This window comes from Chelativorans sp. YIM 93263 (assembly GCF_028767125.1).
Lineage (GTDB): Bacteria > Pseudomonadota > Alphaproteobacteria > Rhizobiales > Rhizobiaceae > Chelativorans.
In genome coordinates this window covers 65,750-91,578 of sequence record NZ_JAKCWP010000001.1, presented here as the reverse complement: position 1 = coordinate 91,578, position 25,829 = coordinate 65,750, and the positions used below count along the sequence as shown (strand labels likewise).

The 25,829-nt window shown below is 60.9% G+C and carries 25 protein-coding genes; 19 read left to right on the top strand and 6 right to left on the bottom strand.

Annotated features, from left to right (window positions below):
- Positions 1-10: 10 nt before the first annotated feature.
- The 4 genes from LY631_RS00460 to LY631_RS00445 all read left to right on the top strand — a co-directional run bounded on the left by LY631_RS00460 (position 11) and on the right by LY631_RS00445 (position 2,853).
- Positions 11-400 (top strand): RNA-binding S4 domain-containing protein, encoded by a 390-nt coding sequence (locus LY631_RS00460; protein WP_274423146.1) that lies wholly within the window; start codon positions 11-13, stop codon positions 398-400.
- A 190-nt stretch (positions 401-590) separates the two neighbouring features.
- The gene (fdxA, locus tag LY631_RS00455; protein WP_274423145.1) at positions 591-929 is read left to right on the top strand and encodes a ferredoxin FdxA; all 339 of its coding nucleotides are present in this window, start codon (positions 591-593) and stop codon (positions 927-929) included.
- 334 nt (positions 930-1,263) lie between these two features.
- A complete protein-coding gene (locus LY631_RS00450) occupies positions 1,264-1,836 on the top strand; it encodes a CarD family transcriptional regulator (protein WP_274423144.1) in 573 nt (190 codons plus the stop codon).
- A gap of 162 nt (positions 1,837-1,998) precedes the next feature.
- Entirely contained in the window at positions 1,999-2,853 is an 855-nt protein-coding gene (locus LY631_RS00445) for an RNA polymerase factor sigma-32 (protein ID WP_274423143.1), read from the top strand.
- A gap of 82 nt (positions 2,854-2,935) precedes the next feature.
- Here LY631_RS00445 and LY631_RS00440 read toward each other — a convergent pair whose 3' ends face one another.
- Positions 2,936-4,228 (bottom strand): MFS transporter, encoded by a 1,293-nt coding sequence (locus LY631_RS00440; RefSeq protein ID WP_274423142.1) that lies wholly within the window; start codon positions 4,226-4,228, stop codon positions 2,936-2,938.
- Positions 4,229-4,439: 211 nt separating this feature from the next.
- Positions 4,440-4,637 (bottom strand): DUF1192 domain-containing protein, encoded by a 198-nt coding sequence (locus LY631_RS00435; protein WP_445082813.1) that lies wholly within the window; start codon positions 4,635-4,637, stop codon positions 4,440-4,442.
- A gap of 130 nt (positions 4,638-4,767) precedes the next feature.
- On the opposite strand from LY631_RS00435, the gene LY631_RS00430 reads away from it, so the two are divergent.
- The 12 genes from LY631_RS00430 to phoB all read left to right on the top strand — a co-directional run bounded on the left by LY631_RS00430 (position 4,768) and on the right by phoB (position 19,757).
- Positions 4,768-5,775 (top strand): NAD(P)H-quinone oxidoreductase, encoded by a 1,008-nt coding sequence (locus LY631_RS00430; RefSeq protein ID WP_274423859.1) that lies wholly within the window; start codon positions 4,768-4,770, stop codon positions 5,773-5,775.
- A gap of 60 nt (positions 5,776-5,835) precedes the next feature.
- Complete coding sequence (locus LY631_RS00425) at positions 5,836-6,483, top strand: thiamine diphosphokinase (RefSeq protein WP_274423141.1); 648 nt, start codon at positions 5,836-5,838, stop codon at positions 6,481-6,483.
- Between the two features lies 1 nt (position 6,484).
- Complete coding sequence (locus tag LY631_RS00420; protein ID WP_274423140.1) at positions 6,485-8,305, top strand: ABC-F family ATP-binding cassette domain-containing protein; 1,821 nt, start codon at positions 6,485-6,487, stop codon at positions 8,303-8,305.
- Between the two features lie 62 nt (positions 8,306-8,367).
- The gene (locus LY631_RS00415) at positions 8,368-9,309 is read left to right on the top strand and encodes a tyrosine recombinase XerC (protein ID WP_274423139.1); all 942 of its coding nucleotides are present in this window, start codon (positions 8,368-8,370) and stop codon (positions 9,307-9,309) included.
- Between the two features lie 40 nt (positions 9,310-9,349).
- Positions 9,350-10,426, top strand: coding sequence for a TraB/GumN family protein (locus LY631_RS00410; RefSeq protein WP_274423138.1), 1,077 nt, complete (start codon positions 9,350-9,352; stop codon positions 10,424-10,426).
- 131 nt (positions 10,427-10,557) lie between these two features.
- Positions 10,558-13,554 (top strand): response regulator, encoded by a 2,997-nt coding sequence (locus LY631_RS00405; protein WP_274423137.1) that lies wholly within the window; start codon positions 10,558-10,560, stop codon positions 13,552-13,554.
- A 142-nt stretch (positions 13,555-13,696) separates the two neighbouring features.
- Complete coding sequence (locus LY631_RS00400; protein ID WP_274423136.1) at positions 13,697-14,731, top strand: substrate-binding domain-containing protein; 1,035 nt, start codon at positions 13,697-13,699, stop codon at positions 14,729-14,731.
- 77 nt (positions 14,732-14,808) lie between these two features.
- Complete coding sequence (pstC, locus tag LY631_RS00395) at positions 14,809-16,188, top strand: phosphate ABC transporter permease subunit PstC (RefSeq protein ID WP_274423135.1); 1,380 nt, start codon at positions 14,809-14,811, stop codon at positions 16,186-16,188.
- Positions 16,189-16,192: 4 nt separating this feature from the next.
- The gene (gene pstA, locus LY631_RS00390) at positions 16,193-17,485 is read left to right on the top strand and encodes a phosphate ABC transporter permease PstA (RefSeq protein ID WP_274423134.1); all 1,293 of its coding nucleotides are present in this window, start codon (positions 16,193-16,195) and stop codon (positions 17,483-17,485) included.
- 14 nt (positions 17,486-17,499) lie between these two features.
- Positions 17,500-18,315, top strand: coding sequence for a phosphate ABC transporter ATP-binding protein PstB (gene pstB / locus LY631_RS00385; RefSeq protein ID WP_274423133.1), 816 nt, complete (start codon positions 17,500-17,502; stop codon positions 18,313-18,315).
- 29 nt (positions 18,316-18,344) lie between these two features.
- Positions 18,345-19,049, top strand: a complete 705-nt coding sequence (gene phoU / locus LY631_RS00380; RefSeq protein ID WP_274423132.1) for a phosphate signaling complex protein PhoU — start codon at positions 18,345-18,347, stop codon at positions 19,047-19,049.
- Positions 19,050-19,067: 18 nt separating this feature from the next.
- On the top strand, positions 19,068-19,757 hold the full coding sequence (gene phoB, locus LY631_RS00375) for a phosphate regulon transcriptional regulator PhoB (protein WP_445082812.1): 690 nt from the start codon (positions 19,068-19,070) through the stop codon (positions 19,755-19,757).
- A gap of 12 nt (positions 19,758-19,769) precedes the next feature.
- Here phoB and LY631_RS00370 read toward each other — a convergent pair whose 3' ends face one another.
- Entirely contained in the window at positions 19,770-21,017 is a 1,248-nt protein-coding gene (locus tag LY631_RS00370) for an ROK family protein (RefSeq protein ID WP_274423131.1), read from the bottom strand.
- A 159-nt stretch (positions 21,018-21,176) separates the two neighbouring features.
- On the opposite strand from LY631_RS00370, the gene xylF reads away from it, so the two are divergent.
- The 3 genes from xylF (at position 21,177) to LY631_RS00355 (ending at position 24,433) form a co-directional block, all read left to right on the top strand.
- Positions 21,177-22,220: a D-xylose ABC transporter substrate-binding protein gene (gene xylF / locus LY631_RS00365; RefSeq protein ID WP_274423130.1), complete on the top strand. Its 1,044-nt coding sequence runs from the start codon at positions 21,177-21,179 to the stop codon at positions 22,218-22,220.
- Between the two features lie 98 nt (positions 22,221-22,318).
- Positions 22,319-23,632, top strand: coding sequence for a sugar ABC transporter permease (locus LY631_RS00360; protein ID WP_274423129.1), 1,314 nt, complete (start codon positions 22,319-22,321; stop codon positions 23,630-23,632).
- Positions 23,633-23,644: 12 nt separating this feature from the next.
- A complete protein-coding gene (locus LY631_RS00355; protein ID WP_274423128.1) occupies positions 23,645-24,433 on the top strand; it encodes an ATP-binding cassette domain-containing protein in 789 nt (262 codons plus the stop codon).
- On the opposite strand, the gene LY631_RS00350 is transcribed toward LY631_RS00355, so the two are convergent.
- The 3 genes from LY631_RS00350 to LY631_RS00340 form a co-directional block, all read right to left on the bottom strand.
- The gene (locus tag LY631_RS00350) at positions 24,434-24,598 is read right to left on the bottom strand and encodes a hypothetical protein (protein WP_274423127.1); all 165 of its coding nucleotides are present in this window, start codon (positions 24,596-24,598) and stop codon (positions 24,434-24,436) included.
- A gap of 34 nt (positions 24,599-24,632) precedes the next feature.
- Entirely contained in the window at positions 24,633-24,800 is a 168-nt protein-coding gene (locus tag LY631_RS00345) for a DUF1328 domain-containing protein (RefSeq protein WP_274423126.1), read from the bottom strand.
- Positions 24,801-24,916: 116 nt separating this feature from the next.
- A complete protein-coding gene (locus LY631_RS00340; protein ID WP_274423125.1) occupies positions 24,917-25,711 on the bottom strand; it encodes a response regulator in 795 nt (264 codons plus the stop codon).
- Positions 25,712-25,829: the final 118 nt, after the last annotated feature.

Here is a 25,829-nt window from a genome sequence, read left to right as displayed (position 1 = left end):
GCGGATTGCGATGGGCGAATGCCAGCGCATTGATAAATGGCTGTTCTTTGCCCGCGTGGTGAAATCGCGTTCCCTTGCCGCAAAGCTGGCCCAGGCCGGGCGTGTCCGCGTCAATCGCGGCAAAATCGATCAAGCCTCTTCACAGGTCCGGGAAGGCGATGTGCTGACCATCACGCTCGATCGGCGCGTGTTGGTCTATCGCGTTCTCGACCTGGGCAGCCGGCGCGGACCGGCCAGCGAGGCGCGGCTTCTGTATGAAGACTTGACCCCTCCGGCGCCGGCCGAAACCGACAAGACGGCGGCATTACCACCCCTGCGAACGCAGGGAGCAGGCCGGCCGACCAAGAAGGAGAGGCGGGCAATCGGGAAGTTGCGTACGGATTTCGGCGAGCCGATCTAGACGCGAGGCTGTTATGGATCTGGCCAGCGTAGCGCCAGCCGACGTCCACTACAGTCTCTCGGTCGAATGGCCGGATGAAAAGCTGTTCTCTTCCTGCCCCCGGCAGCGCAAATGCGACCCTTGCCAGCACGCGATAAAGGGGCTACCTCACCCGCCGATGGTGTTCTGACCCGACAGCTTGGAGTCCGAAATGACCTATGTCGTGACCGACAACTGCATCAAATGCAAGTACATGGATTGCATTGAGGTTTGTCCGGTCGATTGCTTCTACGAAGGCGAGAACATGCTCGTCATCCATCCCGATGAATGTATCGATTGCGGTGTCTGCGAGCCGGAATGCCCGGCCGAAGCAATCAAGCCGGATACGGAGCCGGGTCTCGACAAATGGCTGCAGGTCAACACGGAATATGCAGAAAAGTGGCCAAATATTATCGCCAAGAAGGAACCCCCGCCCGATGCTAAGGATTATGATGGGGTAGAAGACAAGTTCGAGAAGTACTTCTCCGCCGAGCCGGGAGAAGGCGACTAAGGACAGGCGCGCCGCGCGCGTCACAATGCCGCGTCATTGGAGCGGGGAAACAAGCTTTCCCCGCGAGTGTGCGTTGCAGCAAATACTTGATTCTTTCGGTTTTTTCTGCTAGGTTGCGCGGATATGCCGGATGGTGTCGTCTTCTATGGCGCTAATCAATCACTAGAAGGTGGGGTCTCATTGGACCGGGCGGCTTGGCCAGGGGAGGAATCTTACGGGTTGAGCCGAATGCGCTTTCGGAATTCTGTCTTTAGCTCGCCCGTGCTTGGGTAGCAGCAGATGCAGGCGTGAAAGCGGGACTCTTCGCTCAACAAGAACAGGAGTAATAGGGCGTATGGCAACCCAGCAGAAAAAATCGGGTCAGAGACAGGGTTTCAAGACGGGCGAGTCCATTGTGTACCCCGCGCACGGGGTTGGGCAGATCGTCGCGATCGAAGAGCAGGAAATGGCCGGCCACAAGCTGGAGCTGTTCGTCATTGATTTCCAGAAGGACAAGATGCGGCTGAAGGTGCCCGTCGCCAAGGCGACCTCCATCGGCATGCGGAAACTGTCCGAAACGGATTATGTCGATCGCGCGCTGAAAGTCGTCCAGGGTCGTGCCCGCGTCAAGCGCACCATGTGGTCGCGTCGCGCGCAGGAATATGATGCGAAAATCAATTCCGGTGACCTCATTTCAATCTCCGAGGTGGTACGCGATCTCTACCGCGCCGAACACCAGCCCGAGCAGTCTTATTCCGAGCGTCAGCTTTATGAGGCCGCGCTCGATCGCATGGCGCGCGAGATCGCTGCCGTGAACAGCATGTCGGAAACCGAGGCGGTCCAGCTGATCGAGCTCAATCTCAACAAAGGCCCGCGCCGCGGCGCTAAGGCTGACAATGAGGACGGCGCCAAGGAAGAAGCTGCGTAAACCCAGCTTTGCTGCAGTGTCTATTAAGCCCGGCTGCTTGCAGCCGGGCTTTTTTGTGTCTTCGCCTCTGCTTTGGCCAGCACGTGCCGTGGAACCTTTTGGGAGCTGCGTAGGTTAATCCGGGCAGCTTGATGCTGACGGCGTAACCGGGAGCCACCCGTGATGCAGCAGGATACCAGGCGGGCATTGATCAAGGCGGCTATGAAAGCACCCTATCTCGGGCGCGAGGAAGAGCACGCGCTTGCCATCCGCTGGAAGGAACGGCAGGATCAGAAAGCCCTTCATCGTATTACGACGGCGCATATGCGCCTTGTGATCGCCATGGCGGCACGATTCCGCAATTTCGGCCTTTCCATGAGCGATCTTATTCAGGAAGGCCACGTCGGTCTTCTTGAGGCGGCAGCGCGCTTCGATCCGGAGCGGGAGGTCCGCTTTTCCACCTATGCAACCTGGTGGATACGCGCCTCCATGCAGGACTACATCCTGCGTAACTGGTCTATCGTACGGGGCGGCACGAGCTCAGCGCAGAAGGCCCTTTTCTTCAATCTGCGCCGGTTGAGGACTAAGCTGCAGCGGGCTGGCGGCGCAAAGCCGAGCGAAGAGGTCTACCGCGAGGTGGCGCAGGCATTGCGCGTTTCGGAGGCTGATGTGGCGTTGATGGATGCGCGTCTGGCAGGTTCGGATACATCGCTGAATGCCTCGCTGAGAAACGATACCGATACTGCATCGGAGCGGATTGAGCTGCTGATCTGTGATGCGCCGTCACCCGACGAGGTCGCCGGCGAGTCGATCGACGGTGAGCGCCGGGCGCAGTGGCTCAATCAGGCGCTCGACACGCTGAACGGTCGCGAACTGACCATCCTGAGGGAGCGGCGCCTGTCGGAAGATGGCGCTACGCTGGAAGCGCTCGGAGCAACGCTCGGGATTTCCAAGGAGCGCGTGCGCCAGATCGAGTCGCGTGCCTTGGAAAAGCTGCGTATGGCTTTGATGAAACGCCATCCCGAACTCGCAGCCTGATGTCAGGATAGACTGGCGGCAAGGGCACTGCGCGAGTATTCAGGCTTCTATGCGGTTCGTTTGAAAACCGGCACGGACTTTGTCAATGTGCCGGTTCCGATTCCTCGCCTTTTTCTTCCGGTTGTTCCTCGTCCGTCTCCTCGGGTTCGCCGCGCGGATCGAGAATGGCCGACTGCGGCGTTGCAGCCCGTTCCGCCGGAAGCGTGGTGAAGGCTTCCTTTTCGTCCGGCGGGACTGGTGCGCGCGCCCGGATGCGCAGCACTGCATAGCCGGCTACGGAAAGATGCGTGAGCGCCGTTACCAGAAAAACGCTCTCCGGTCGCAGTAAGTGCATGGCCGTGCCTGCGAGAATGGGGCCAATCATTGTCCCGACGCCGTAAAGCAGAAGTAGGCCGCTGGAGACCTTGGCAAAATCTTCGGGCGCAGCATGGTCATTGGCGTGCGCGACCGCGACGGAATAAAGCGTGTACGACAGCAGGCCATAAAAGGCGGTCATTGTGATGACCAGAGACCCGGTGCGCGGCGCTGTGACGAAAATGGCCGCCCCGATCAGGGCTGAGATAAAGGCGGCGCTTGCCAGAACGAAGCGGCGGTCGGTGCGGTCCGAAAGGCGCCCGACGGGAAGCTGACCCGCCGCCCCTGCAATCACGGGAACGCTCATCATCAAAGCGATATGGAAGGTGGAAATGCCGATTTCGGCGCCGTAAACCGGGCCGAGCGAACCCCATGCTCCGTTTGCGGCACCGGTGAGTAGGCACCCGATCGCTGCCACGGGTGAGTTGATATAGAGCTTCCTGAGTTGCAGGGAGACATCCGCGAGCGGCGCCGGTGTCGCCGCAGCGGAAACGGCAGTCGGCAGAAGCGCGAGGCAGAACAGGATTCCGGTGACCATGAACAGGATAGTGGTTGATACGTCGCCCAGGGCAACGCTCATTTGCCCCGCGGTGATCGCGATATAGGTCACCATCATATAGAGGCCGAAGATGGTTCCGCGCGTCTCGTTGGTCGAGCGCTCGTTGAGCCAGCTTTCGATGACCATGAATGCCCCGGCCATGGCAAAACCATTGAACGCCCGCATGACGAGCCACGCCGGTATATCGATCCACATGCCGCTCAGGAGCGTCACGATTGCGCCGGTTGCGGCAAACGCGGCGAAGGCACGCACATGGCCGACGCGGCGCACGAGTCGTGGCCCGGCAAGACAGCCGGCAATGAAACCGCCCGCCCAGGCGGTTCCGAGCAGGCCGAGGGCGGCTGGCGTAAAGCCTTCCAACTGCCCGCGCAGTGGCAGAAGCAAGCCGTAAAGGCCAGAGCCGGTCAGAAGAAAGGCGGTCCCCAATAGTAGAGCCAGAATCGACCCGAAGGTAGAGAGCATAAACGAATAACCTTTTCTGCCAACTCATGCGGCGGCGCATGGCTGTGTCCGCCCACCTGCAATTCCCCGCTAGCGCGGGCTTACTTTAATGCCTGTTGATATTCACGCCTGCACGGACTGCAAATGGCACTTTCTCCGGTGCTCAAGTACACGTATGTACTTTCCGCTCCGGTTCTCAAAAACACCATTTCGCCTCGTTCAGCCGTGAATCTCAACTGCCATAGTCGCGCCGGAAGAAAGATTCCGCCGCGGCCCGGGTTCCTTTCTTGGTCCCGAGAGCCTGTTCCAGCCGGGCGATCTCATCCTTCAACAGCGTAATGGCCTGATTCAATTCCTCGACGGAAAGGGTCGAAAGCTCCTGCCCGATGATATAGCCGGGCAGGCCTGATTCGGTCTCTTCCTCCATCATGCCAATTCCGTTACTCCTTGGTGAACAGTCAAGACGTTATCTAACCCATGGCACGAGGCAAGCCCGGTATTGGCCGTTTGTGGCCGATTGAAGGAAACATGGAAGCAAAAACAACAAGGATTGGCGCATGATGCAAGGTCAAGGTCTTCCTGAAACGATGACAGCCGTCGGCATCAGTGAGCATGGCGGTCCCATGGTTTTGAAGCCGGAGAAACGGCCTTTGCCGATGCCGCGCGATGGCGAAATCCTGATCAACGTCCGGGCAGCGGGTGTGAACCGGCCTGACGTCGCGCAGCGAAAGGGGGCTTATCCCCCGCCACCGGGAGCATCGGACCTGCCCGGGCTGGAGGTGGCCGGGGAAGTGGCGGCACTTGGCAAGGGTGTCGAGCGCTGGCAACTGGGCGACCAGGTGACCGCACTTTCGCCCGGCGGCGGTTATGCGCAATTCTGCCGCGTTCATGAATCCAACGCGCTGCCGATCCCCAACGGCTTTACCTTCACCCAAGCGGCAGCCCTGCCGGAGACCTTTTTCACGGTTTGGCACAATGTCTTCGAGCGAGGGGGCCTTGCGCAAGGCGAGACTTTGCTGGTGCACGGCGGTTCTTCCGGCATTGGCACCACGGCGATTCAATTGGCGCACGCTTTCGGCGCGACGGTGATCGCCACGGCCGGCTCGGCGGAAAAATGCGATAGTTGCTGTGAATTGGGTGCCGCGCGTGCGGTGAATTGTCGCGAGGAGGATTTCGTTCAGGCCGTGAAGGAGGCGACGGACGGGCGCGGCGCCGATGTTATCCTCGACATGGTGGGCGGCGAGTATATCGACCGCAACTACGAGGCCGCGGCGATGGACGGGCGGATCGTGCAGATCGCTTTCCTCTCGGGCGCAAAGGCCCAGGCCAATTTCTCCAAACTGATGGTGAAGCGCCTGACCCATACGGGATCCACGCTGCGGCCGCGCTCGGTGGAGTTCAAGGGCCGCATCGCATCGCAGCTCGAGGCGAACGTCTGGCCACTGCTCTCCACGCGTAAAGTCGCGCCCGTCATGGATACGATTTTTCCGCTTGAAGAGGCCTGGCGGGCGCATGAACGCATGGAGGAGGGCACGCATATCGGTAAAATCGTGCTGGATGTCGCCTGAGACGCACCGGTTCGATATCGGCCTTTCGCCTTTCCTGCCGGCCGTGCTAAGCGAGCGCCCATGAGCCGTTTTTCCATTCTGCTCGGCGGCGAGCTCCGCCGGACACCAGAACTCAACCATCAGATCGCGGATACACGCGTTATCGCGGCGGATGTGGGAATCGGCCATGCTGCCGTGCTGGAACTCAAGCCTGAGCTGTGGGTGGGGGATTTCGATTCCGTGCCGGACGAAATGGCGCGGAACTTTTCCCATGTGCCGCGCGAGATTTTCCCTCCCGCGAAGGACAAGACCGACGGCGAAATCGCCATTGAGGCCGCGCTCCGCCTCGGGGCGACCTCGCTGGTGTTGATCGGTGCGTTTGGAGGTTCGCGTCCGGACCATTCCTATCTGCATATGGTTCAGGCGATACGGCTCGCCGAGAACGGTGTGCCCACGCTGCTAACCAGTGGTAGCCAGGAGGGCTGTGCCATACTTGAAGGACAGCGCCACGTTTACGATTATCCGGAGGGAACCGTTTTCAGCATTCTTGTCATTAGCGACCTGTCGGGCCTGACGGTCGAGGGCGCAAAATGGCCGCTCGATGCGGTCGAGGTCCCGCTCGGCTCGTCTTTGACCATGTCGAACGAGGTGCAGGGACGGCTCGCCGTCACACTCCAGCAGGGCCGAGCCCTGCTCTTTGCCGACTTTCTTGCGGAAGGTACGAACTGACGTGGCACCGCCGCTTCTGAAACTCGAAGACATTCGCCTGACCTTCGGCGGCACACCGCTGCTCCAAGGTGCTTCCCTCATGATTGGTCCGGGTGAGCGGATCGCTCTGGTCGGGCGGAACGGCTCCGGCAAGTCGACGCTTCTGAAGATCGCCGCCGGCCTGGCTGAACCGCAGGACGGCGAGGTTTTCCGCCAGCCGAACACGACCATGCGGTACCTGTCGCAAACGCCCGATTGGCATGGCTTTTCCACGGTACGCGCCTATGTCGAGGCGGGTCTTGGGCCGGCCGACGATATAAACCGCGTCGCCCTGGTGCTCGACCGGTTGGGGCTATCCGGCGAGGAGGCGCCTGGATCGCTTTCGGGCGGGGAGGTGCGCCGCGCCGCGCTCGCACGCGTTCTCGCGCCGGAACCGGACCTTCTCCTGCTCGATGAGCCGACCAACCATCTGGATCTGGCCACGATCGAATGGCTGGAGGGCGAGCTCCAGCGCTCCTCCTCGGCGCTGATCACGATTTCGCACGACCGCCGCTTCCTGGAGAATGTCAGCCGGTCCACCGTCTGGCTCGACCGGGGAGTGACGCGTCGGCTCGAAAAGGGGTTTTCTCATTTCGAGGATTGGCGCGACAAGCTTTTGGAGGAGGAGGAGCGCGAACAGCAGAAACTCGGCCGCCAGATTGCGCGCGAGGAGCACTGGCTGCGTTATGGCGTGACTGCGCGGCGTAAGCGCAATGTCCGCCGCCTTTCCGAGTTGCAGTCGTTGCGCGAGCAGCACCGAAACTATCGCGGGGCCGAGGGCGTGGCCGCGATGAAGGCAAGCGACGCTGCCGAGTCGGGCAAGCTGGTCATCGAGGCCAAGGGCCTTGAAAAGCGGTTTGGCGATCTGACCGTCGTGAAGGATTTCTCGATGCGCATCCTGCGCGGAGATCGGATCGGGCTGGTCGGTCCCAATGGAGCGGGTAAAACAACGCTGTTGAAGATGCTGATCGGAACGCTGCCTCCCGATGCGGGGCATGTCCGCCTTGGCGCCAACCTCGAGCTGGCCACGCTGGACCAGAACCGGGCCGCGCTCGATCCCGACGAGACGCTTGCCCACTTTCTGACCGACGGGCGGGGCGACAGCGTCGTCGTAAACGGGCAGGAACGGCACGTCGTCTCCTATATGAAGGACTTTCTCTATCAGCCCGAACAGGCGCGCACGCCGATCCGGGAACTGTCCGGGGGCGAGCGGGCGCGACTTATCCTGGCGCGGCTGCTTTCAAGCCCGGCCAACCTCCTGGTGCTGGACGAACCGACCAACGACCTCGACATGGAAACGCTCGATCTCCTGCAGGAATTGGTGGAAGGCTTCCCCGGCACCGTGCTGCTCGTCAGTCACGACCGCGATTTTCTCGACCGCACGGTGACGAGCACCATCGCGCCGGAAGGCAACGGACGCTGGACTGTGTATGCCGGCGGCTATTCGGATATGATGGCGCAGCGTAAAGGCGAGGCGCTGGAGCGGCGCAAGACGCGTCCGGCGGCCGATCAGGCCACTACACCGAAAGGACAGGGACGCGGCCGCGCGCCCAAGCAGGGCAGCCAGAAGCTCTCGTATAAGCAGAAATTCGCGCTTGAGACCCTGCCGGGCCGGATCGAGGAACTGACGGATGAGATCACGCAGCTTGAAGCGAGGCTTGCCGATCCCGGTCTGTATGCGCGCGATGCGAACGCCTTCTCCCGTTTTACGAAAGAGCTCGATGTTAAACGCGACGAGCGCGGACGTCTGGAAGAGGAATGGCTGGAACTGGAGATGCTGCGCGAAGAGGTCGAGGGTGGCTGATCCAAGTTCACCCGATGCTAACCTAACCGGGATGAGAGTGGACGTGTTCAAGGGTTACGCTCATGTCTGAAGAGTTTCTTATCCCAGCCAAAGCCGATCTCCAGAAGGCGCGTGACGACTGGCTGCGCTCGTTGCGTGATGAAAGGCGGCTGGCGGAGCGTACGCTCGAAGCTTACGAGCGCGATACGCGGCAGTTTCTCCAATTTCTGACCGGCCATGGAGGCGGGCCACCGGGGCTGGAGGATATTGCCGATTTAAGGCCAGCGGATCTGCGCGGCTTTCTGGCCTGGCGGCGCAACGCTGGAGCCGGCGCCCGCTCGCTGGGGCGGGGGTTGGCCGGAGTGCGCTCCCTCCTGAGGTTTCTGGAACGTCGCGGCCTGGCGAATGCCGCCGGCGCGGGCGCTCTGCGCTCGCCGCGCGCGCAGAAGGGGCTTCCCAAGCCGTTGACAGCGAGTGACGCCCGCCGCGTTTCGTCGGGAGAGGGCCAACTTGCAGAAGAGCCGTGGATTGCGGCGCGCAATGCGGCCGTTCTTGCATTGCTCTATGGCTCGGGCTTGCGCATTGGCGAGGCGCTCGGCCTGTCCGGAGCGGATGCCGCCACCCTCGCCGAGGGCATGCTGCGCGTCAAAGGCAAGGGCGGCAAGACGCGCGTCGTGCCGGTCCTTCCCGTAGTGTCCCAAGCAGTGGCGGAATATCGGCGCCTTTGTCCTTACCATCTCAAGGGCGATGGCCCGTTCTTTCGCGGTGCGCGCGGCGGTGCCCTGCAGCCGGCGATCATCCAGCGCGAGATGAAGAAGATGCGCGCTGCGCTCAATCTGCCCGATACGGCGACGCCGCATGCCTTGCGCCATTCCTTTGCGACCCATCTTCTCGCACGCGGCGGGGATCTTCGCTCTATTCAGGAATTGCTCGGTCACGCCAGTCTTTCGACAACCCAGACCTATACGGCCGTCGACACGAGCCGTCTTCTGGAGATCTACGACCGGGCGCATCCGCGCGCATAGTTTCCCGCGCACTTCCGCTTGGTAATCGGAGCCCGCCCTTATGAACCTGAAACGGATCTTTGATTGCGCCGGCCGCCTTGCCCGGTTTTGGCTCGCCATCGCGAGACATTTTCTGTTCGCGCTTTCCCTGGCGGCGGGTGGTCTTTTGACCTCCGCCGCCCATGCTCAGGATAGCGAAGTTGCCTGTGAAGGTGATGATCTGGTCAAGGCACTGGCGGCGGAGAACCCTGCTCTCCTGGAGCGCTTGAGGCGGGAGGCGGCGGAAACACCCAACGGGAAAGGACTTTTATGGCGCATTGAAAGCACGGGAGATGCTCCGCCATCATATCTTTTCGGCACCATGCACGTCACGGATCCGCGCGTGGTCGCCATGTCAGAGGCGGCGCGGGAGGCGTTTGGCGGCGCGCGCACGATAGCGGTGGAGACCACGGACATCCTGGACGAGGCATCGATGCGCGCTGCCCTTGCGGAAGAGCCCGAGCTGACAATGTTTCTGGGCGACGAGCGCCTGACCGACTATCTCGATACCAAGGAACGCATGATCGTGCAGGAGGGACTCGCCGAGCGTGGCGTGCCCCTGCAAGCCGTTGTCAAAATGAAGCCGTGGATGCTCAGTTCGCTCATTTCGCTACCGGCATGCGAGCTGCACCGACGTGAAAGCGGAGCGGTCATGCTCGACCAGAAGCTTGCGCAGGAGGCACATGAGACGGGCAAGAATCTGGTCGGTCTGGAAACAGCGCATGAGCAGCTCTCGGCGATGGCCTCGCTTCCCATGGAACTTCATATGGAAGCGCTGGTCGGCGTCCTTGAACTCGGCGATGGTGTCGAGGACTTTATCGAAACGATAATGGTTCTCTATCTTGACGGCGAAACCGGGATGTTCCGCCCCGTGCTAGACCGCCTTCTCGTGGAAGCGGGTCAGAACACGGACGGTTATGCCGAGTTCGACCGGCTGATGATTGAGCGGCGCAATGAGGTGATGGCCGAGCGTGCCATGCCGCTGCTGGAAGAGGGTGGCGCATTCATCGCAGTGGGGGCGATGCATCTGCCCGGCGAGAGGGGGCTTGTCGCCCTGTTCCGTGAGGCGGGATATGAGGTGCAGGCGATCGAGGAGTGACCGTCCACCGCAGCCTGTTCCAACCCGTGCAAGAAGCGGTGACGGGGACCGTTTATTAGCCTGCTATTAAGCTTAGCCAAACGTTAACGCTTCCCCGCCATGCTTGCACTGCGAGGCTTTGGGAGAAATCCGTGGGGACCAAGGGCGAGGAAAGCAGGTTCGCGGAAGCTGCAGCCGATCTGCCAGCAACGGGGACGGTCGTGGCAGGAAGGCCTGTACAGGGGAATTCCGGTCACCTGCCGGAAGAAGCTCTGGCCGAGCTCGCCGGCCTGACGGCCGACTGGTTCTGGCACTGCGATTGCGAGCTGCGGCTGACCTGGGTTTCTGACGGTTTCCGTGTGATAACGGGAATAGATCCGTCGCCGTTTATCGGAACGGTGCGCATCGACCGCCTGAAACGGATTGTGCAAGGCCGTGATCCCGCGACACTCTCTGCATTGAAGGCGTTTGCACCCTTTCGCGATCACCTTTTCGAGCTGCAAGGCAGCGAAGGCCGTTCCAGGCTTTTGTCCATTGCCGGCGTGCCGCATTTCAGCGCGGACGGCAGTTTCGAAGGCTATCGCGGCGTAGGGCGGGACATGACTCATCTCCTGCCTGCAGACCAGTCGCAAAATTCGGATCTTTCCGAGCTTCAGCGGCGCGAACAGGAGGCCGAGGAGGCGCGCGCCCAACTCGCTCTCGTGTTGGAGACGCTGCCGGCGGGTGTGATCATCTACGATCGGCATGATCGTTTCGTGCTCGGCAATCGGAAAATCCACGATGCGCTGCCGGCTTTGGCTCCCATAATGCAGCCGGGAAGGTCGTTGCGCGAAGCGCTCGAAGTTGCCCACGACGCCGGGTATTTCCGTGAAAGCGGCGACGGGGATATCGACAAGCTTTACGAGACGGATCGCGAAGCTTGGATTGAAGAATACGCGAAGCACTACCACCAGCGCTACAAACTCTCCGAGCGCCGTAATCCGGATGGTCGTTGGTTCAAGGTGATCAATACACGGCAGGAGGACGGCACCTTTGTCGGCGTTCGCGTCGATATCACCGAGCTAAAGCAGCGTGAGCAGGAACTGAAGGAAAGCATGCGTGAAAACGAGGTTTTCCGGAACCTCGTCGACAACGTGCCGGTCTCGATTTACGCCAAGCGCCCGGACCTGAAGCTGATGTATGTCAACAAGAGCTGGAGCGACCTGCTCGGCATACCGGCGGAAGAGGCGATCGGTAAGACCGACAAGGAGCTCTTTGGCGAAGAGGCCGAGGCTTTCGTGGAAGGGGACCTCGCCGTCCTGCGCACCCGCGAGCGGCAGGTCATCGAAGAGACTCTGACCGGACCTGACGGGGAACCGCGCCACCAGATCGCGCAGAAGGACGCTCTGGTAGCCTCCGATGGCTCGCTGTATCTGATCGGCTCGACGATGGACGTGACGGAGCTGAAAAAACGCGAGGCGGAGCTGCGTGAGGCGCGCGAGAAAGCGGAACTGGCCGACCGTGCCAAATCCGAGTTCCTCGCCAATATGAGCCATGAGATCCGCACGCCCATGAACGGTGTTCTGGGCATGACCGAGCTATTGGCCAAGACCGAGCTGACGCAGAAGCAGAAGACCTTCACAGACATCGTTACCAAGTCGGGCAATGCACTGCTGACCATCATCAACGACATCTTGGATTTCTCAAAGATCGACGCCGGGCAGCTCGTGCTCGTTCCGCAGCCCTTCAACCTGGCCGAAGCCATGGAGGATGTGGCCACGCTGATCTCCTCACGGGCCAAGGAGAAGGACCTGGAGTTGGTGGTGCGTGTCGATCCGTCGCTCCCCGAGGAGTATGTGGGTGATGTCGGGCGCATTCGACAGATCGTCACGAATCTTCTGGGCAACGCCGTCAAGTTCACCGATCGGGGCCATGTGCTCGTGGATGTCTCCGGTGAGGCTGCGGGCGGAAGCACGACGCGATTGCATATACGTGTCAGCGACAGCGGCATCGGCATTCCGCAGGATAAGCTCAAGAGTATTTTCGACCAGTTCAGCCAGGTCGATTCCTCCTCCACCCGGCGGCACGAGGGAACAGGGCTGGGTCTCGCGATCACGTCACGGCTCGTGGCGCTGATGGGCGGCGAAATCGGAGTGGAAAGCGAGGAAGGGCAAGGATCTACCTTCTGGTTCACTCTGCATCTGCCGAATGCGGAAGGCGCCGAGAAGGCCCGGGTCGCGCCATGGGACGTCACAGGCGCACGCGTGCTTGTGATCGACGACAATGACGTCAACCGCACGATTCTCTCGGAGCAGATGGAGCACTGGGGTTTCGACGCTTGTGCGGCCAGTAGCGGCGCGGAGGGTCTGAAAGTGCTTGAGGCAGCGGCAAAGTTGGGGCTTCGGGTGGATTGCGCGGTTGTCGACTTTCAAATGCCGGGGATGAATGGGGTGGAGACGGCGCGCTCCATTCGCGCCAACGTGGCCTTAGCGAATACTCCAATCATCTTCCTGAGCTCGGTTGACCAGTCGCTATCGCATGCTGCCTCACATGATCTGGCAGTTGATGCACAGCTTATCAAACCCGCTCGCGCGTCCCATCTTCTGGAGTGCCTTGTGGAGACTATTCAAAAACATCGCACGTCCGGCACGGGAAGTGCCGAACACGGGCACGACGCGCCAGGCCGGGACAATGCGGAGGCATCTGCTGTTTCGCACAAGCAGGAGACCGTGCCCGTCGGTCGTGCAGACTGGCCGAAGGAAAACAGGCCGGAGGGCGGTATTCTCGTCGCTGAAGACAATGAAGTGAACCAGCTCGTTTTCCGACAGGTGCTCGACGAGCGGGGCTGGCCTTACAAGATTGCCAACAACGGTGAGGAAGCGGTCGAAGCCTTTACCGCCGCCAGGCCGGCTCTTATCCTGATGGATGTCTCCATGCCTAAAATGAACGGACTAGAGGCCACCGAGGCGATCCGCCGAATGGAAATCGAAGAAGGCGGGCACGTGCCTATCGTCGGCGTGACCGCACATGCCCTGAAGGGCGATCGCGAGCGCTGCCTGGATGCGGGAATGGACGACTATCTGTCCAAGCCCATCAGTCCGAACATGCTCATCGAGAAGATTGAGCACTGGATAGCGGAATCGGAGGAGAAGCGGACGGGTTCCGCGTGATAGCGACCACCCGGGGCAGATCTGTCGATCTTTACGGGCCTGACATCGAACTGTCATCGAATTGTTACATAGGACCTTTAAGGCCACTCCCGACGCCACTTGAAACAGGCGTCACCACGAATTCCGAACAGGAGTAGGCTCCATGAAGAAGATCATCCTTGCGACATCGGTGTCGGCGCTCGCCGTGACCATGTCCGTCGGTGCCGCCGCTGCGCGCGACCAAATTCGCATCGTCGGCTCATCCACCGTTTTCCCTTACACCCAGGCCGTTTCGGAAGAGTTCGGCAACACCACCGATTTCCAGGCGCCGGTCACCGAGTCCACCGGCACGGGCGGTGGCATGCAGATCTTCTGCGGAGGCGTCGGTGAGGACCATCCGGACATCACCGGTGCTTCGCGCGCCATGAAGGAGAGCGAGTACGAGCTTTGCCTGGAAAACGGCGTTGAGAGCGTCACCGAGGTTCAGATCGGTTCCGACGGTCTGTCCATTGCGCACTCGGTCGAAGGCCCGGACATTGACCTGACCAAGGCTCAGATCTTCCAGGCGCTCGCCGCGCAGGTCGAGGTCGATGGCGAGGTCGTGGACAATCCCTACACCAACTGGAGCGAGATCGATCCTTCGCTGCCGGATAGCGAAATCACCGTTTTCGGTCCCCCTCCGACCTCAGGCACGCGTGACGCGTTCGTCGAGCTCGTCATGGAAGCGGGCTGCGAGGAATTCGAGGCCATCAACGCTCTCGAAGGCGATCGTAAGGACGAAGTCTGTCAGCGCATGCGGACGGACGGTCCCTTCGTCGAGGCCGGCGAGAACGACAACCTTATCGTTCAGCGCCTGCAGGCCGACGAGAATGCGCTCGGCATTTTCGGCTACTCCTTCCTTTATGAGAACCAGGACACGCTGAAAGCCGTCGCGATCGAGGGCGTGCAGCCGTCTCCCGAGACCATCGCCGACGAAAGCTATACGGTTTCCCGTCCGCTTTTCTTCTATGTGAAGAACGCGCATCGCGGTGTCATTCCGGGTCTCCAGGAGTTCGTCGCAGAGTATGTTTCCGAGGAAGCGATGGGGCCCGGCGGCTATCTTGAGGAGCGCGGTCTCATCCCGCTTTCCGACGAGCGCCGTGAAGAAGTGCGCAACGCCGCCACTAACGGCGATGACATGACGCGTTACACCAACTGATTTGAAATCAGCCATCACGCCGCGCGGACATTGTTCGCGCGGCGTGACAATCGAGTTCCAACCGCACGCAGGCAGCCGTGACCGGATATCTGTTTCTTACCATTCTGGTGCTGTCCCTTATCGCCTTCTACACCGGGCGCTCGACAGCAAGCCGATTCGTCGCCGCGCATGGGAGCGAAGTTCATTCCCGTCCTATCTATCACGGCGCGTTCGCCGCGGTCTGGGTTGGATTGCCGGCTCTCATTCTGGTCATTCTCTGGCTGCTCTTTCAGGACGCCATTATCGACCGGCTGCTTGTGGCCTCGTTTCCGCCCAGCCTCACGGAGGGGGCATCCGCTTCCCAACTGTCGCTTTATCTGAGTGAAGTCAAAAATGTTGCCGCCGGGCGCATCTTCGCCGAGCCGTCGCCTGAAATCGAGGCGGCTGCCGAGCGCTATCAGCGCTGGCAGGTGATCGCCCATTGGGCCATGACGGTCGTCGCGCTGGCGGCTGCAGCGTTAGCGCTTTTCCTCACCCGCTCGCGGTTAGCTCCGCGCTTCCGCGCCCGCCAGAATTTCGAGGGCGCACTCGATGTCGTGATGATCGCCTCGGCGGTTGCCGCCATCCTCGTGACCATCGGCATCATTGTCTCGCTGACCTATGAAGCCATACAGTTTTTCCGGCTCGTGCCGCCGCACGAGTTCTTCTTCGGCCTCAACTGGGAGCCGCAGATCGCTATTCGCGACGATCAGGTTGCCGGTACCGGCGCCTTTGGCGCGGTTCCGGTCTTTACGGGCACCTTGCTGATTGCCTCCATCGCTCTCATCGTCGCCATTCCGATCGGTCTGTTCTCGGCGGTTTACCTGGTTGAGTTTGCCAACGACCGGGTTCGCAAGGTCGTCAAGCCAATTCTGGAGATCCTCGCCGGCGTGCCGACAGTCGTCTATGGTTTCTTCGCAGTGCTGACCGTCGCACCGGCCATCCGGGAAGCCGGCGGTCTCATGGGCCTGTCGATCTCGCCCAACAGCGCGATAGCGGCCGGCGGCGTCATGGGTATCATGCTGATCCCGTTCATCTCGTCGCTTTCCGACGACGCGCTCAGGGCCGTGCCGCAATCCATGCGCGACGGCTCTTTCGCCATGGGTGCGACGAAAGCCGAGACGATCAAGCGCGTGCTACTGCCAGCCGCTTTGCCGGGCATCGTGGGAGGCGTCCTGCTTGCCGCCAGCCGGGCCATCGGCGAAACCATGATCGTGGTGATGGCCGCGGGGCTGACGGCCACGCTGACCGCAAACCCGCTTGATGGCGTAACGACCGTCACCGTTCAGATCGTGACGCTCCTGATCGGCGATACGTCCTTCGACAATCCCAAGACGCTTTCGGCATTCGCGCTTGGGCTTGTCCTGTTCGTCGCAACCCTCTGCCTGAATGTGCTGGCGTTGCGCATCGTGCGCCGCTATCGCGAGAAATACGAGTAGGTCCATGTCAGAAACGACCTCCATCGCTCCCAAACCGTTCGACTGGTCCTCTCCGGAGGCAGCGGCAAGGCGCAAGCGCCGCTACGCGGCGGATCGCCGCCTGCGGCTCTACGGGCTGATCTCAATCCTCACGGCCATCGGTCTGCTGGGCATTCTGATCACCTCATTGGTGATTACCGGCCACACAGCCTTTCTCCAAACAAAGATTGCCGTCACCTTCACGGCTGATCCCGATGACATACCGGCGGACAATCCGGCATCGGGCGATTTCCGCGCAGTGGTCTCAAATTCGGTCCAGGGGCTCTTTCCCGGGATCGACGATCCGGCCGCACTGCGCACGGCCTCCAACATTCTCTCGAATGGTGCCACGAATATCGTGCGCAACTATGTCGTCTCGCATCCGGAGGTGATTGGTCAGACCTTCACGCTCGAGATTCCGGCGTCGGATCCGTACGATCAGCTCAACAAGGGCGTCATCGACCGCGATCTGCCGGAGAACCGCCGCCGCGTCTCGGATGAGGAGATTGCACTGTTCGAATCGCTGGAAGAACGCGGCCTGGTTTCGACTCCCTTCAACTGGGGCCTGTTCATCAATGCTGACAGCCGCTTTCCGGAACTGGCCGGTCTGGCGGGGGCTGTCGTGGGCTCGTTCTACGCGCTTCTCGTCTGCTTCGCCATTTCCTTCCCGGTCGGCATCGCAGCGGCGATCTATCTCGAGGAGTTCGCCCCGAAGAACCGCTGGACCGATCTCATCGAGGTCAACATCAACAACCTGGCCGCCGTTCCGTCCATCGTTTTCGGTCTGCTGGGACTGGCCGTTTTCATCCAGATCTTTGGCTTGCCGCGCTCGGCGCCTCTGGTTGGCGGCCTTGTCTTGTCGCTGATGACGCTGCCGACGATAATCATCGTTACGCGCGCCTCGCTGAAATCAATCCCACCATCCATCAGGGAGGCCGCGCTCGGCATCGGTGCCTCCAAGCACGAGGTGATCCTGCATCACGTGCTGCCGCTGGCCATACCGGGCATCCTGACGGGCACGATCATCGGCCTTGCACAGGCCCTGGGCGAAACCGCGCCGCTTCTGCTCATTGGAATGAATGCCTTTTTGACCTCGCCGCCTGGTGGTATCATGGATCCGGCGACAGCCTTGCCAACGCAGATTTTCATATGGGCAGACAGCCCGGAACGCGGCTTCGTTTCGCGCACATCGGCCGCTATCCTTGTGCTTCTGGGGTTCCTGATCTTCATGAATGCGCTGGCCATCTTTCTCAGGCAACGGTTTGAACGTCGCTGGTAACGGAGTTGAGGGATATGAACATGTTGACAGATGCTGCCGTCGAAAACGCCCTCCAGGAGACACCCGAGACCGAAGTCTGCAAGATGCGGGGATCGGGGGTGAACGTCTTCTATGGAGAAAAGCAGGCGCTGTTCGACGTAAACCTCGATGTCCGGCAAAACCAGGTGACGGCTTTGATCGGTCCTTCCGGCTGCGGAAAGTCGACCTTCCTGCGATGCCTCAATCGTATGAACGATACGATCGAGATCTGTCGCGTGGCCGGCGAGATTACGCTGGATGACGAGGATATCTATAATCCGCGCATCGACGTGGTGGAACTGCGTGCCCGCGTTGGCATGGTGTTCCAGAAGCCGAATCCCTTCCCCAAATCTCTCTATGAGAACATCGCCTACGGACCGCGCATTCACGGGCTGGCAAGCTCGAAGAGCGAGATGGATGCCGTTGTCGAGACCAGTCTCAAGAAGGCGGGATTGTTCGATGAGGTGAAGGACCGCCTCCACGAGCCGGGGACCGGCCTTTCGGGCGGCCAGCAGCAGCGCCTGTGCATCGCGCGTGCCATTGCCGTCTCGCCGGAAGTCATCCTGATGGACGAGCCGTGCTCGGCGCTCGACCCGATCGCCACTGCCAAGGTGGAAGAGCTTATCGATGAGCTGCGCCAGAATTATACGATCGTGATCGTAACTCACTCGATGCAGCAGGCGGCGCGCGTGTCCCAGCGGACGGCCATGTTCCATCTCGGCAATCTCGTCGAGGAAGGGCCGACCGACAAGATGTTCACCAATCCCGAGGACAAGCGCACTCAAGATTATATCACCGGCCGGTTCGGCTGATCGCTGCCAGTTTCGAGAGGAATGGATCCATGGCCGAGCACATCGTCGCCTCGTTCGACGAGGAATTGCAACACATCGACCGTCTCATTCACGAGATGGGCGACCTCGCCGCGGTAATGACCCAATCGGCCACCCGTGCCCTGCTCAATTCCGACAATGCGCTGGCGCAACGCGTGATCTCGGACGACACCATCATGGATGCCAAGCAGAGGGAGCTGGATGAGTGCGCGATCACGCTGATCGCGAAACGCCAGCCCATGGCGCAGGATCTGCGTGCCGTGGTGGGCGCCATTCGGATGGCCGCGGACCTCGAACGCATCGGCGATCTTGCCAAGAACATCGCCAAACGCGTCGGAGCGGTCGGCGAAAGCGCAACGCCGCGCAGCCTCGCCCATTCGATCGATACAATGGCCGAAATGGTGCTGGGGCAGGTGAAGCTCGTCGTCGAACGTTATGTCGAGCGCGACCACGAGGCTCTGACAAAGCTCAGGGACGAGGACGAGAAGATCGACATCCAGTACACCTCGGTGTTTCGCGAGCTCCTTACCTACATGATGGAGGATCCGAGGAACATAACGGCCTGTACGCATCTGCTGTTCTGCGCCAAGAACCTCGAGCGGATCGGTGACCATGTCACCAACATCGCGGAGAACGCGTATTATGTTGTCACCGGCGAGCAGCTTCCCGTGCAGCGGCCGAAGCTGGACGAGACGCAGATGACTGTTGGCTCATAGTCTGCGGAGGATCATGCCATGATCGTGCCCAAAATTATGGTCGTCGAGGATGACGAGCCGCTGTGCGTTCTCCTGCGTTACAATCTCGAGGCCGAGGGTTACGAGGTCGAGGTGATCACGCGCGGCGACGAGGCAGAACTGCGCCTGCAGGAGAATGTGCCCGATCTTTTGGTTCTGGACTGGATGGTTCCCGCCGTCTCCGGTATCGAGCTCTGCCGCCGGCTCAGGATGCGCGCGGAGACGGAGCGCCTCCCGATCATTATGCTGACCGCCCGCGGCGAGGAAACCGATCGCGTTCGCGGCCTTTCCACAGGTGCGGACGACTATCTGGTGAAACCTTTCTCCACGCCCGAGTTTATCGCGCGCGTGCGGGCGCTCCTCAGGCGCGCAAAGCCCGAGGTCCTCTCCACGGTGCTGAAAGTGGGCGATATAACGCTGGACCGTGAATCCCACCGCGTCTATAGGCGCAAGAACGAGATCCGCCTCGGGCCGACGGAGTTCCGCCTGCTTGAATTCATGATGCAGCATCCCGGCCGCGTCTTCTCGCGCAGCCAGTTGCTCGACAACGTCTGGGGCGAGACGATCTATATCGACGAGCGCACGGTGGACGTGCATGTCGGCCGGCTGCGCAAGGCGGTTAACCACGGCCGCCTTCCCGACGTGATCCGCACAATCCGGGGCGCCGGATATGCAATTCGCGACGCTTAGGTAGGTTTAAACTTAAGCGACACTCTTGCGCGTTACGCTCCGCGCCGCGTTCGTTTCCGCGCGCTGAGCGGGTCCGAAAATGTCGTTATCTATGCCTGTCAGGGCCGTCATGGCACAGCCGTGCTGCACCAGCGGAATCTCCTCGCGCTCCGTCTCGATCGGGATGTCGACGGCGTCCTGTCCGCCGGCCGTTCGGGCCAGCGCCCGTCTTATCGCAGGTTCCAGGATATCCATGGCTGTCGTTCCCTGTCCGACGATGACAATGGGCGCGGGATCGACCAGGGCGAAGAGGCTGCCGATGCCGAAGCCGATCGCCTGGCCGGCTTCATTGAAGGCCTCAAGGGCCCGCTCGTCTCCGCTGCGCGCGCACCGTGCCAGTGCCCCCATATGCTCAGGCTCCGTATCGGCGACGGGCTCTTCCATGGGGCTCCTGCCGTGTGCTTTACGCCAGATTGCGTAAGTGCCGGCATAGGCCTCGATGCAGCCCTGGCGCCCGCAGCGGCAGAGCGCGCCGTTGGGCTCGTGGATCATGTGGCCGAACTCCCCGCCGGAGGAGTGTGTGCCGGTGAACAATCGCCCGTTCAGCATCAGCCCCATGCCGATGCCATCGGATAGAAGAATAGCGGCGAAATTGTCGCCGTAGCGCTGCGGATCGTGCCAGCGCAGCGCTGCTGCTATCATGTTGCAGTCGTTCTGCACGATGACGGGCAGCCCGAAAATCTCCTCGAGCGCAGGCCCGAACGGTACATGATTGTGCGGCGTAATGGGCGACCACAGCAACTCGTGGCCATCCGAATCCGTGATCCCTTGCACCGCCAGGACGACACGCAGAACGTTGTCGCGATTGCCGATCAGCGAGCGGATCGTCGAGGCAGCGAGGTCCATGAGCTCCCGTTGGCCGACGTCCAGCGTCGACAGCCGGGTGTCCTGCCGTTCGATAACGCGGCCGCAATAGTCAACGAGTGCCGCCGAGAGGTTGTTGAAGGATAAATATACGCAGACGGCGCTGGCTGCCTCGGGGTTAAGCTCGATCGCGACTTGGGGCCTCCCCCGCCGCGCCGGCGTTGCCTCGCCCTGGCCGGCCTGCCGCATGATCTTCTCGTCCAGCAGGTCGGATGCGATTGCCGAAATCGTCGACTGACTGAGATCCGTCAAGCGTGCGATCTGCGTGCGCGAACACTGACCCGCTTTCCGTACGGCGGAAATCACTAATGCCCGATTGCGCTTGCGCATTTCGTAATGGCGGATACCGCCCACCATCACTGTTTCTCCTCGCCGTACCGCTTTGGCTTCACTTCGCCTTCCTGGAGCCATATTGACACGGGCAGAAAGCTGCGTCATTCTTTTTTTCGAGGCTCGAAAAAAAGAGCCTCCCGGACAACCGAATCTGTTGCGCTCGCGCGACATTGGGAGGACATCATGAAGAAGACCGTCACCGCTATTATGGCGGGTACAGCCCTTTCCCTGACCCTGTCCACGGCTGCTTTCGCCGAGGGCAAGACCATTGGCGTCTCGTGGTCGAATTTCCAGGAGGAGCGCTGGCAGACCGATGAAGCCGCGATGCAGGAGCAGATCGAGGCCGACGGGAACACCTATATCTCGGCGGATGCCCAGTCGTCCGCATCCAAGCAGCTGACCGATGTGGAATCCCTGATTTCCCAGGGAGCCGATGCGCTCATCATTCTGGCGCAAGATTCTTCGGCCATTGGGCCTGCCGTCGAGAGTGCGGTCAACGAAGGCATCCCGGTCGTCGGCTATGACCGCCTGATCGAGAACCAGAACGCCTTCTATCTCACCTTCGACAATAAGGAAGTCGGTCGCATGCAGGCGCGGGCCGTCTATGAAGCGCAGCCGGAGGGCAATTATGCCTTCATCAAAGGCTCCTCGGCCGACCCGAACGCCGATTTCCTGTTCGAAGGTCAGATGGAAGTCCTGGAGGACGCGCTCGAGTCGGGCGAGATCGTGAATGTCGGCGAGGCTTACACGGACGGTTGGCTGCCTGCCAACGCGCAGCGCAACATGGAACAGATACTGACCGCCAACAATAACGAGGTGGATGCGGTGGTCGCGTCCAACGACGGCACAGCCGGCGGCGTTATCGCCGCGCTGGAGGCGCAGGGGCTGGCGGGCTCCGTCCCGGTCTCGGGTCAGGACGGCGATCATGCCGCTCTCAACCGCATAGCGCTCGGCACACAGACCGTCTCCGTCTGGAAGGATGCCCGCGATCTCGGCAAGGCAGCCGCACAGATAGCCAACCAATTGGCTGAAGGCACCGCGATGGAAGATATCGAGGGTGCCGAGACCTGGTCCGACGGTCCGAACGGTGTTGAGATGACATCGCTCTTCCTCGAGCCCATTCCGATTACGCAGGATAATCTCGACGTTGTGATCGACGCCGGCTGGGTATCCAAGGACGTCGTGTGTCAGGGAGTTCAGCCCGGCACCGTTGACGTCTGCGAATAAGCCAGCTTTGGTAAACGAGCGCCGCGGCCCATGCGGGCCGCGGCGTTTTTACAAGCGGACCGTATGACATACTGCCGTCCCGCCTGGAGTTTGTCGAAATGACGGACGTTACGTCCAGTGCGCCCGAGCAGGGCGCATCAACTACAAACAGCAGTCTGCCTAGCCGTTTCTTGAAGGCCACTGAGCTTGATACTCGGATGTTGGGCATGCTCGGCGCGCTGGCCATCATCTGGCTCGGCTTTCATCTCCTTTCCGGCGGTCTTTTTCTGACCCCGCGCAATCTGTGGAATCTTTCCGTTCAGTCCGCCTCGGTGGCGGTTATGTCCACGGGTATGGTGCTGGTCATTGTTACGCGGAACATCGACCTGTCTGTGGGGTCGTTGCTCGGCTTCGTCGGCATGATCATGGGCGTGACGCAGACATCGCTGCTCCCGGATTGGCTCGGCTTCGGACATCCAGCGATCTGGATCATAGCGCTCGCCGTTGGCCTTCTTGCGGGCGCTCTGATCGGCGCTCTGCAGGGCTTCATCATCGCTTTCCTCGGCGTGCCGGCATTTATCGTGACCCTGGGCGGTCTCTTGATCTGGCGCGGTGCAGCCTGGTGGGTTACCAGCGGACGCACGGTCGCCCCGATGGATCCACTGTTCCGCCTTATGGGCGGTGGTCCCGGCGGCGCCATTGGTGCCTTCTGGAGCTGGGTCGTCGGAATCGTGGCATGCGTTGCGCTTGTCGGGATGCTGGTGCAGGCGCGCCGGCAGCGAAGCAAATTTCATTTCCCACTTCGCCCTTTGTGGGCGGAAGGCTTTCTTGGAACAGTCGGCTGTGCATTCATTCTGGGCGCCGTCGCCGTCGTCAATTCTTATCCGTGGCCGTCTGCGATCGCCCGCCGCTATGCCGAGGCAAACAACATTCCGGTTCCTGATGGCGGGCTGTTTATCGCTCACGGCATCGCCGTACCGGTCCTGATTGCAATCGGCATCGGCATCGTCATGACATTCCTTGCGATGCGCACCCGCTTTGGCCGCTATGTCTTCGCCATCGGCGGCAATCCGGAAGCAGCGGAGCTTGCCGGTATCAATACGCGCTGGGTGGTGATGAAGGTCTTCATCCTCATGGGAGTCCTGGCCGCGGTGGCTTCGGCCATTTCCACCGCGCGGCTCAACGCGGCGACCAACGCGCAAGGTACGCTCGATGAGCTTCTGGTGATCGCTGCCGCCGTCATCGGGGGCACCTCGCTCGGCGGCGGCGTGGGAACAATCGCTGGCGCCATGATCGGCGCGGTGCTGATGCAATCTCTGGCGACTGGTATGATCCTTTTGGGCGTCGACACGCCTTTGCAGAATATCGTTGTGGGCGCTGTGCTGATCGTCGCGGTATGGCTGGATACCCTTTACCGCAAGCGCACCCAGTAGGGAGACAGCACGATGGCTGAGAAGACACCACTGGTGCAGATGGAAAACATCTCGATCGCCTTCGGCGGCATCCATGCCGTAGAGGATGCTTCCGTCGACCTGCACGTCGGCGAGGTCGTTGCTCTCGTTGGTCACAATGGGGCGGGCAAGTCGACGCTGATCAAGATTCTTTCGGGTGCCTACAAGCGCGATGCGGGAACGATCTTCGTCAATGGCGAGGAGGCGCAGATCAATAATCCACGAGATGCGAAGGCATACGGGATCGAAACGATCTACCAGACGCTGGCGCTTGCCGATAATGTCGACGCCGCCGCCAATCTCTTCCTCGGGCGTGAGCTGAGGACAGCCTGGGGTACGCTCGACGACGTTGCCATGGAGTCGGAAACACGCAAGGTCATGGCCCGGCTAAACCCGCGTTTTCAGCGGTTCAAGGATCCGGTGAGCCGCCTTTCCGGCGGGCAGCGCCAGTCCGTTGCCATTGCGCGCGCGATCCATTTCAACGCGCGCATTCTCATCATGGACGAGCCAACCGCGGCACTCGGCCCGCAGGAGACGAAGCAAGTCTCGGATCTGGTGCGCCAGCTAAAGCAGGACGGGATCGGCATCTTCCTGATCAGCCACGATATTCATGACGTCTTCGACTTGGCGGATCGGGTGGTGGTGATGAAGAACGGTCAGGTCGTGGGAACCGGCTCCACAAAGGATGTCACCGAGGATGAGGTGCTCGGCATGATCATTCTCGGCAAGTGCCCGCCGGGCGCCATTCCTGGCCCCGGGGCGCTGCAGACAGCTGCTGCCTGATCACCACAGATTGATGACCGTGAGAACCGCTACGACCGCCGCGAAAATCAAGATTGCCAAGCGAAAATAGCCGAAGGGACCATAGTTCGGTCCGGGTGGCAGCGGGTCGTTGGAATCGGGGTCGCCCATGGCGAGCCGGGCGGCGTCCTCGGGGCTGTTTATCATATCCATTCCCCTGGATTGAGTCGTTCGGTACGGGTCAGCGTGCCCGATTAAACAGGCCGAACAAGAGAGAAATCACCAGAAGGCCCAGGAAAATATAAAACAAAATCTGCGCGATACCGGCCGCTGCGCCCGCGATACCGCCAAAGCCCAATACACCGGCGATGATAGCCACGACTAGGAATATCAATGCCCAATATAGCATTCTTGGCGCCTCCGTTCGTTCCTCATCCCAACGCCGCCCCTTCTTGTTGGTTCCAGAGAAAAAGCCGCCCGTAGGCGGCTTGTTTCTGGGAGGTCGTCGTGTCGTGACTGGGTGCTTCAGGCCGCGGCTCGGGCCTGTTGATCGAAGAAAAGAGCCTGACTGATCAAAGCCTTGACCATGTCCGGGTTAAACGGCTTCGTCACGAGGAAAGCCGGCTCGGGCCGTTCGCCGGTCAAAAGCCGCTCGGGGAACGCGGTAATGAATATGACCGGAACCGGGGTAGAGGCGAGGATGTCGTTCACGGCGTCAATTCCGGAACTGCCGTCGGCAAGCTGAATGTCGGCAAGAACCATGCTAGGACTGGTCTGCTTGAAGAGGCTCATCGCCTCGTCGTGAGTTCGGGCCGTGCCGACCACCCGATGACCGAGGCTTTCGACCAGTTCCTCGATATCCATTGCGATCAGCGGCTCATCCTCGATGATCATTATGTCGGTGGCCACCTGACGGGAAATCTCGTCGCTGGCCTCCTTGAGGAGAGCGTTTAGCCGCTGTTCGTCCACGTCCAGGATCTCAGCGGCCTCGTCCGTTTCGAAGCCCTCCACCGCAATCAGGAGAAATGCTTGCCTGGGCTGCGGCGCGAGAGACGAGAGGTTTGCAATCGCCCTTTGTTCCCAGGCAGCAGTCGGCTGCGCTTCGGGAATGCGGATTTCGAACGTTCCAAACAGTTGCGCAAAAAGCTTGAAAAGCGCGATACGATCGTTGGAGGCTTTCGGAAAGACGGACGTATCAGCGATGAGCGCTTCAAGCGTTGCGGCGACCAGAGCATCGCCGCTCGTCTGGGATCCGGAAACCGCCCGTGAAAACCGGCGCAGGTAAGGCAAATGCGGAGCGATTCTTGCCGACAAGCTCATGCTGAGTTCATCTCCCTCGACTTGATGGATGTTATCCGAAAATTAGGCCACAATGGCACCGTAACGCCACTGCCGGAAAAAAGTTCCTCATGATCGGGAACAAATTTCTGGGCGCGAC

Bases quoted from the DNA above. Each gene is read 5' to 3' on its own strand.
- LY631_RS00460 (WP_274423146.1), top strand. From the start codon at position 11: ATGGGCGAATGCCAGCGCATTGATAAATGGCTGTTCTTTGCCCGCGTG.
- fdxA (WP_274423145.1), top strand. From the start codon at position 591: ATGACCTATGTCGTGACCGACAACTGCATCAAATGCAAGTACATGGAT.
- LY631_RS00450 (WP_274423144.1), top strand. From the start codon at position 1,264: ATGGCAACCCAGCAGAAAAAATCGGGTCAGAGACAGGGTTTCAAGACG.
- LY631_RS00445 (WP_274423143.1), top strand. From the start codon at position 1,999: ATGCAGCAGGATACCAGGCGGGCATTGATCAAGGCGGCTATGAAAGCA.
- LY631_RS00440 (WP_274423142.1), bottom strand. From the start codon at position 4,228: ATGCTCTCTACCTTCGGGTCGATTCTGGCTCTACTATTGGGGACCGCC.
- LY631_RS00435 (WP_445082813.1), bottom strand. From the start codon at position 4,637: ATGATGGAGGAAGAGACCGAATCAGGCCTGCCCGGCTATATCATCGGG.
- LY631_RS00430 (WP_274423859.1), top strand. From the start codon at position 4,768: ATGCAAGGTCAAGGTCTTCCTGAAACGATGACAGCCGTCGGCATCAGT.
- LY631_RS00425 (WP_274423141.1), top strand. From the start codon at position 5,836: ATGAGCCGTTTTTCCATTCTGCTCGGCGGCGAGCTCCGCCGGACACCA.
- LY631_RS00415 (WP_274423139.1), top strand. From the start codon at position 8,368: ATGTCTGAAGAGTTTCTTATCCCAGCCAAAGCCGATCTCCAGAAGGCG.
- LY631_RS00410 (WP_274423138.1), top strand. From the start codon at position 9,350: ATGAACCTGAAACGGATCTTTGATTGCGCCGGCCGCCTTGCCCGGTTT.
- LY631_RS00400 (WP_274423136.1), top strand. From the start codon at position 13,697: ATGAAGAAGATCATCCTTGCGACATCGGTGTCGGCGCTCGCCGTGACC.
- pstA (WP_274423134.1), top strand. From the start codon at position 16,193: ATGTCAGAAACGACCTCCATCGCTCCCAAACCGTTCGACTGGTCCTCT.
- pstB (WP_274423133.1), top strand. From the start codon at position 17,500: ATGAACATGTTGACAGATGCTGCCGTCGAAAACGCCCTCCAGGAGACA.
- phoU (WP_274423132.1), top strand. From the start codon at position 18,345: ATGGCCGAGCACATCGTCGCCTCGTTCGACGAGGAATTGCAACACATC.
- phoB (WP_445082812.1), top strand. From the start codon at position 19,068: ATGATCGTGCCCAAAATTATGGTCGTCGAGGATGACGAGCCGCTGTGC.
- LY631_RS00370 (WP_274423131.1), bottom strand. From the start codon at position 21,017: ATGGTGGGCGGTATCCGCCATTACGAAATGCGCAAGCGCAATCGGGCA.
- xylF (WP_274423130.1), top strand. From the start codon at position 21,177: ATGAAGAAGACCGTCACCGCTATTATGGCGGGTACAGCCCTTTCCCTG.
- LY631_RS00360 (WP_274423129.1), top strand. From the start codon at position 22,319: ATGACGGACGTTACGTCCAGTGCGCCCGAGCAGGGCGCATCAACTACA.
- LY631_RS00355 (WP_274423128.1), top strand. From the start codon at position 23,645: ATGGCTGAGAAGACACCACTGGTGCAGATGGAAAACATCTCGATCGCC.
- LY631_RS00350 (WP_274423127.1), bottom strand. From the start codon at position 24,598: ATGATAAACAGCCCCGAGGACGCCGCCCGGCTCGCCATGGGCGACCCC.
- LY631_RS00345 (WP_274423126.1), bottom strand. From the start codon at position 24,800: ATGCTATATTGGGCATTGATATTCCTAGTCGTGGCTATCATCGCCGGT.
- LY631_RS00340 (WP_274423125.1), bottom strand. From the start codon at position 25,711: ATGAGCTTGTCGGCAAGAATCGCTCCGCATTTGCCTTACCTGCGCCGG.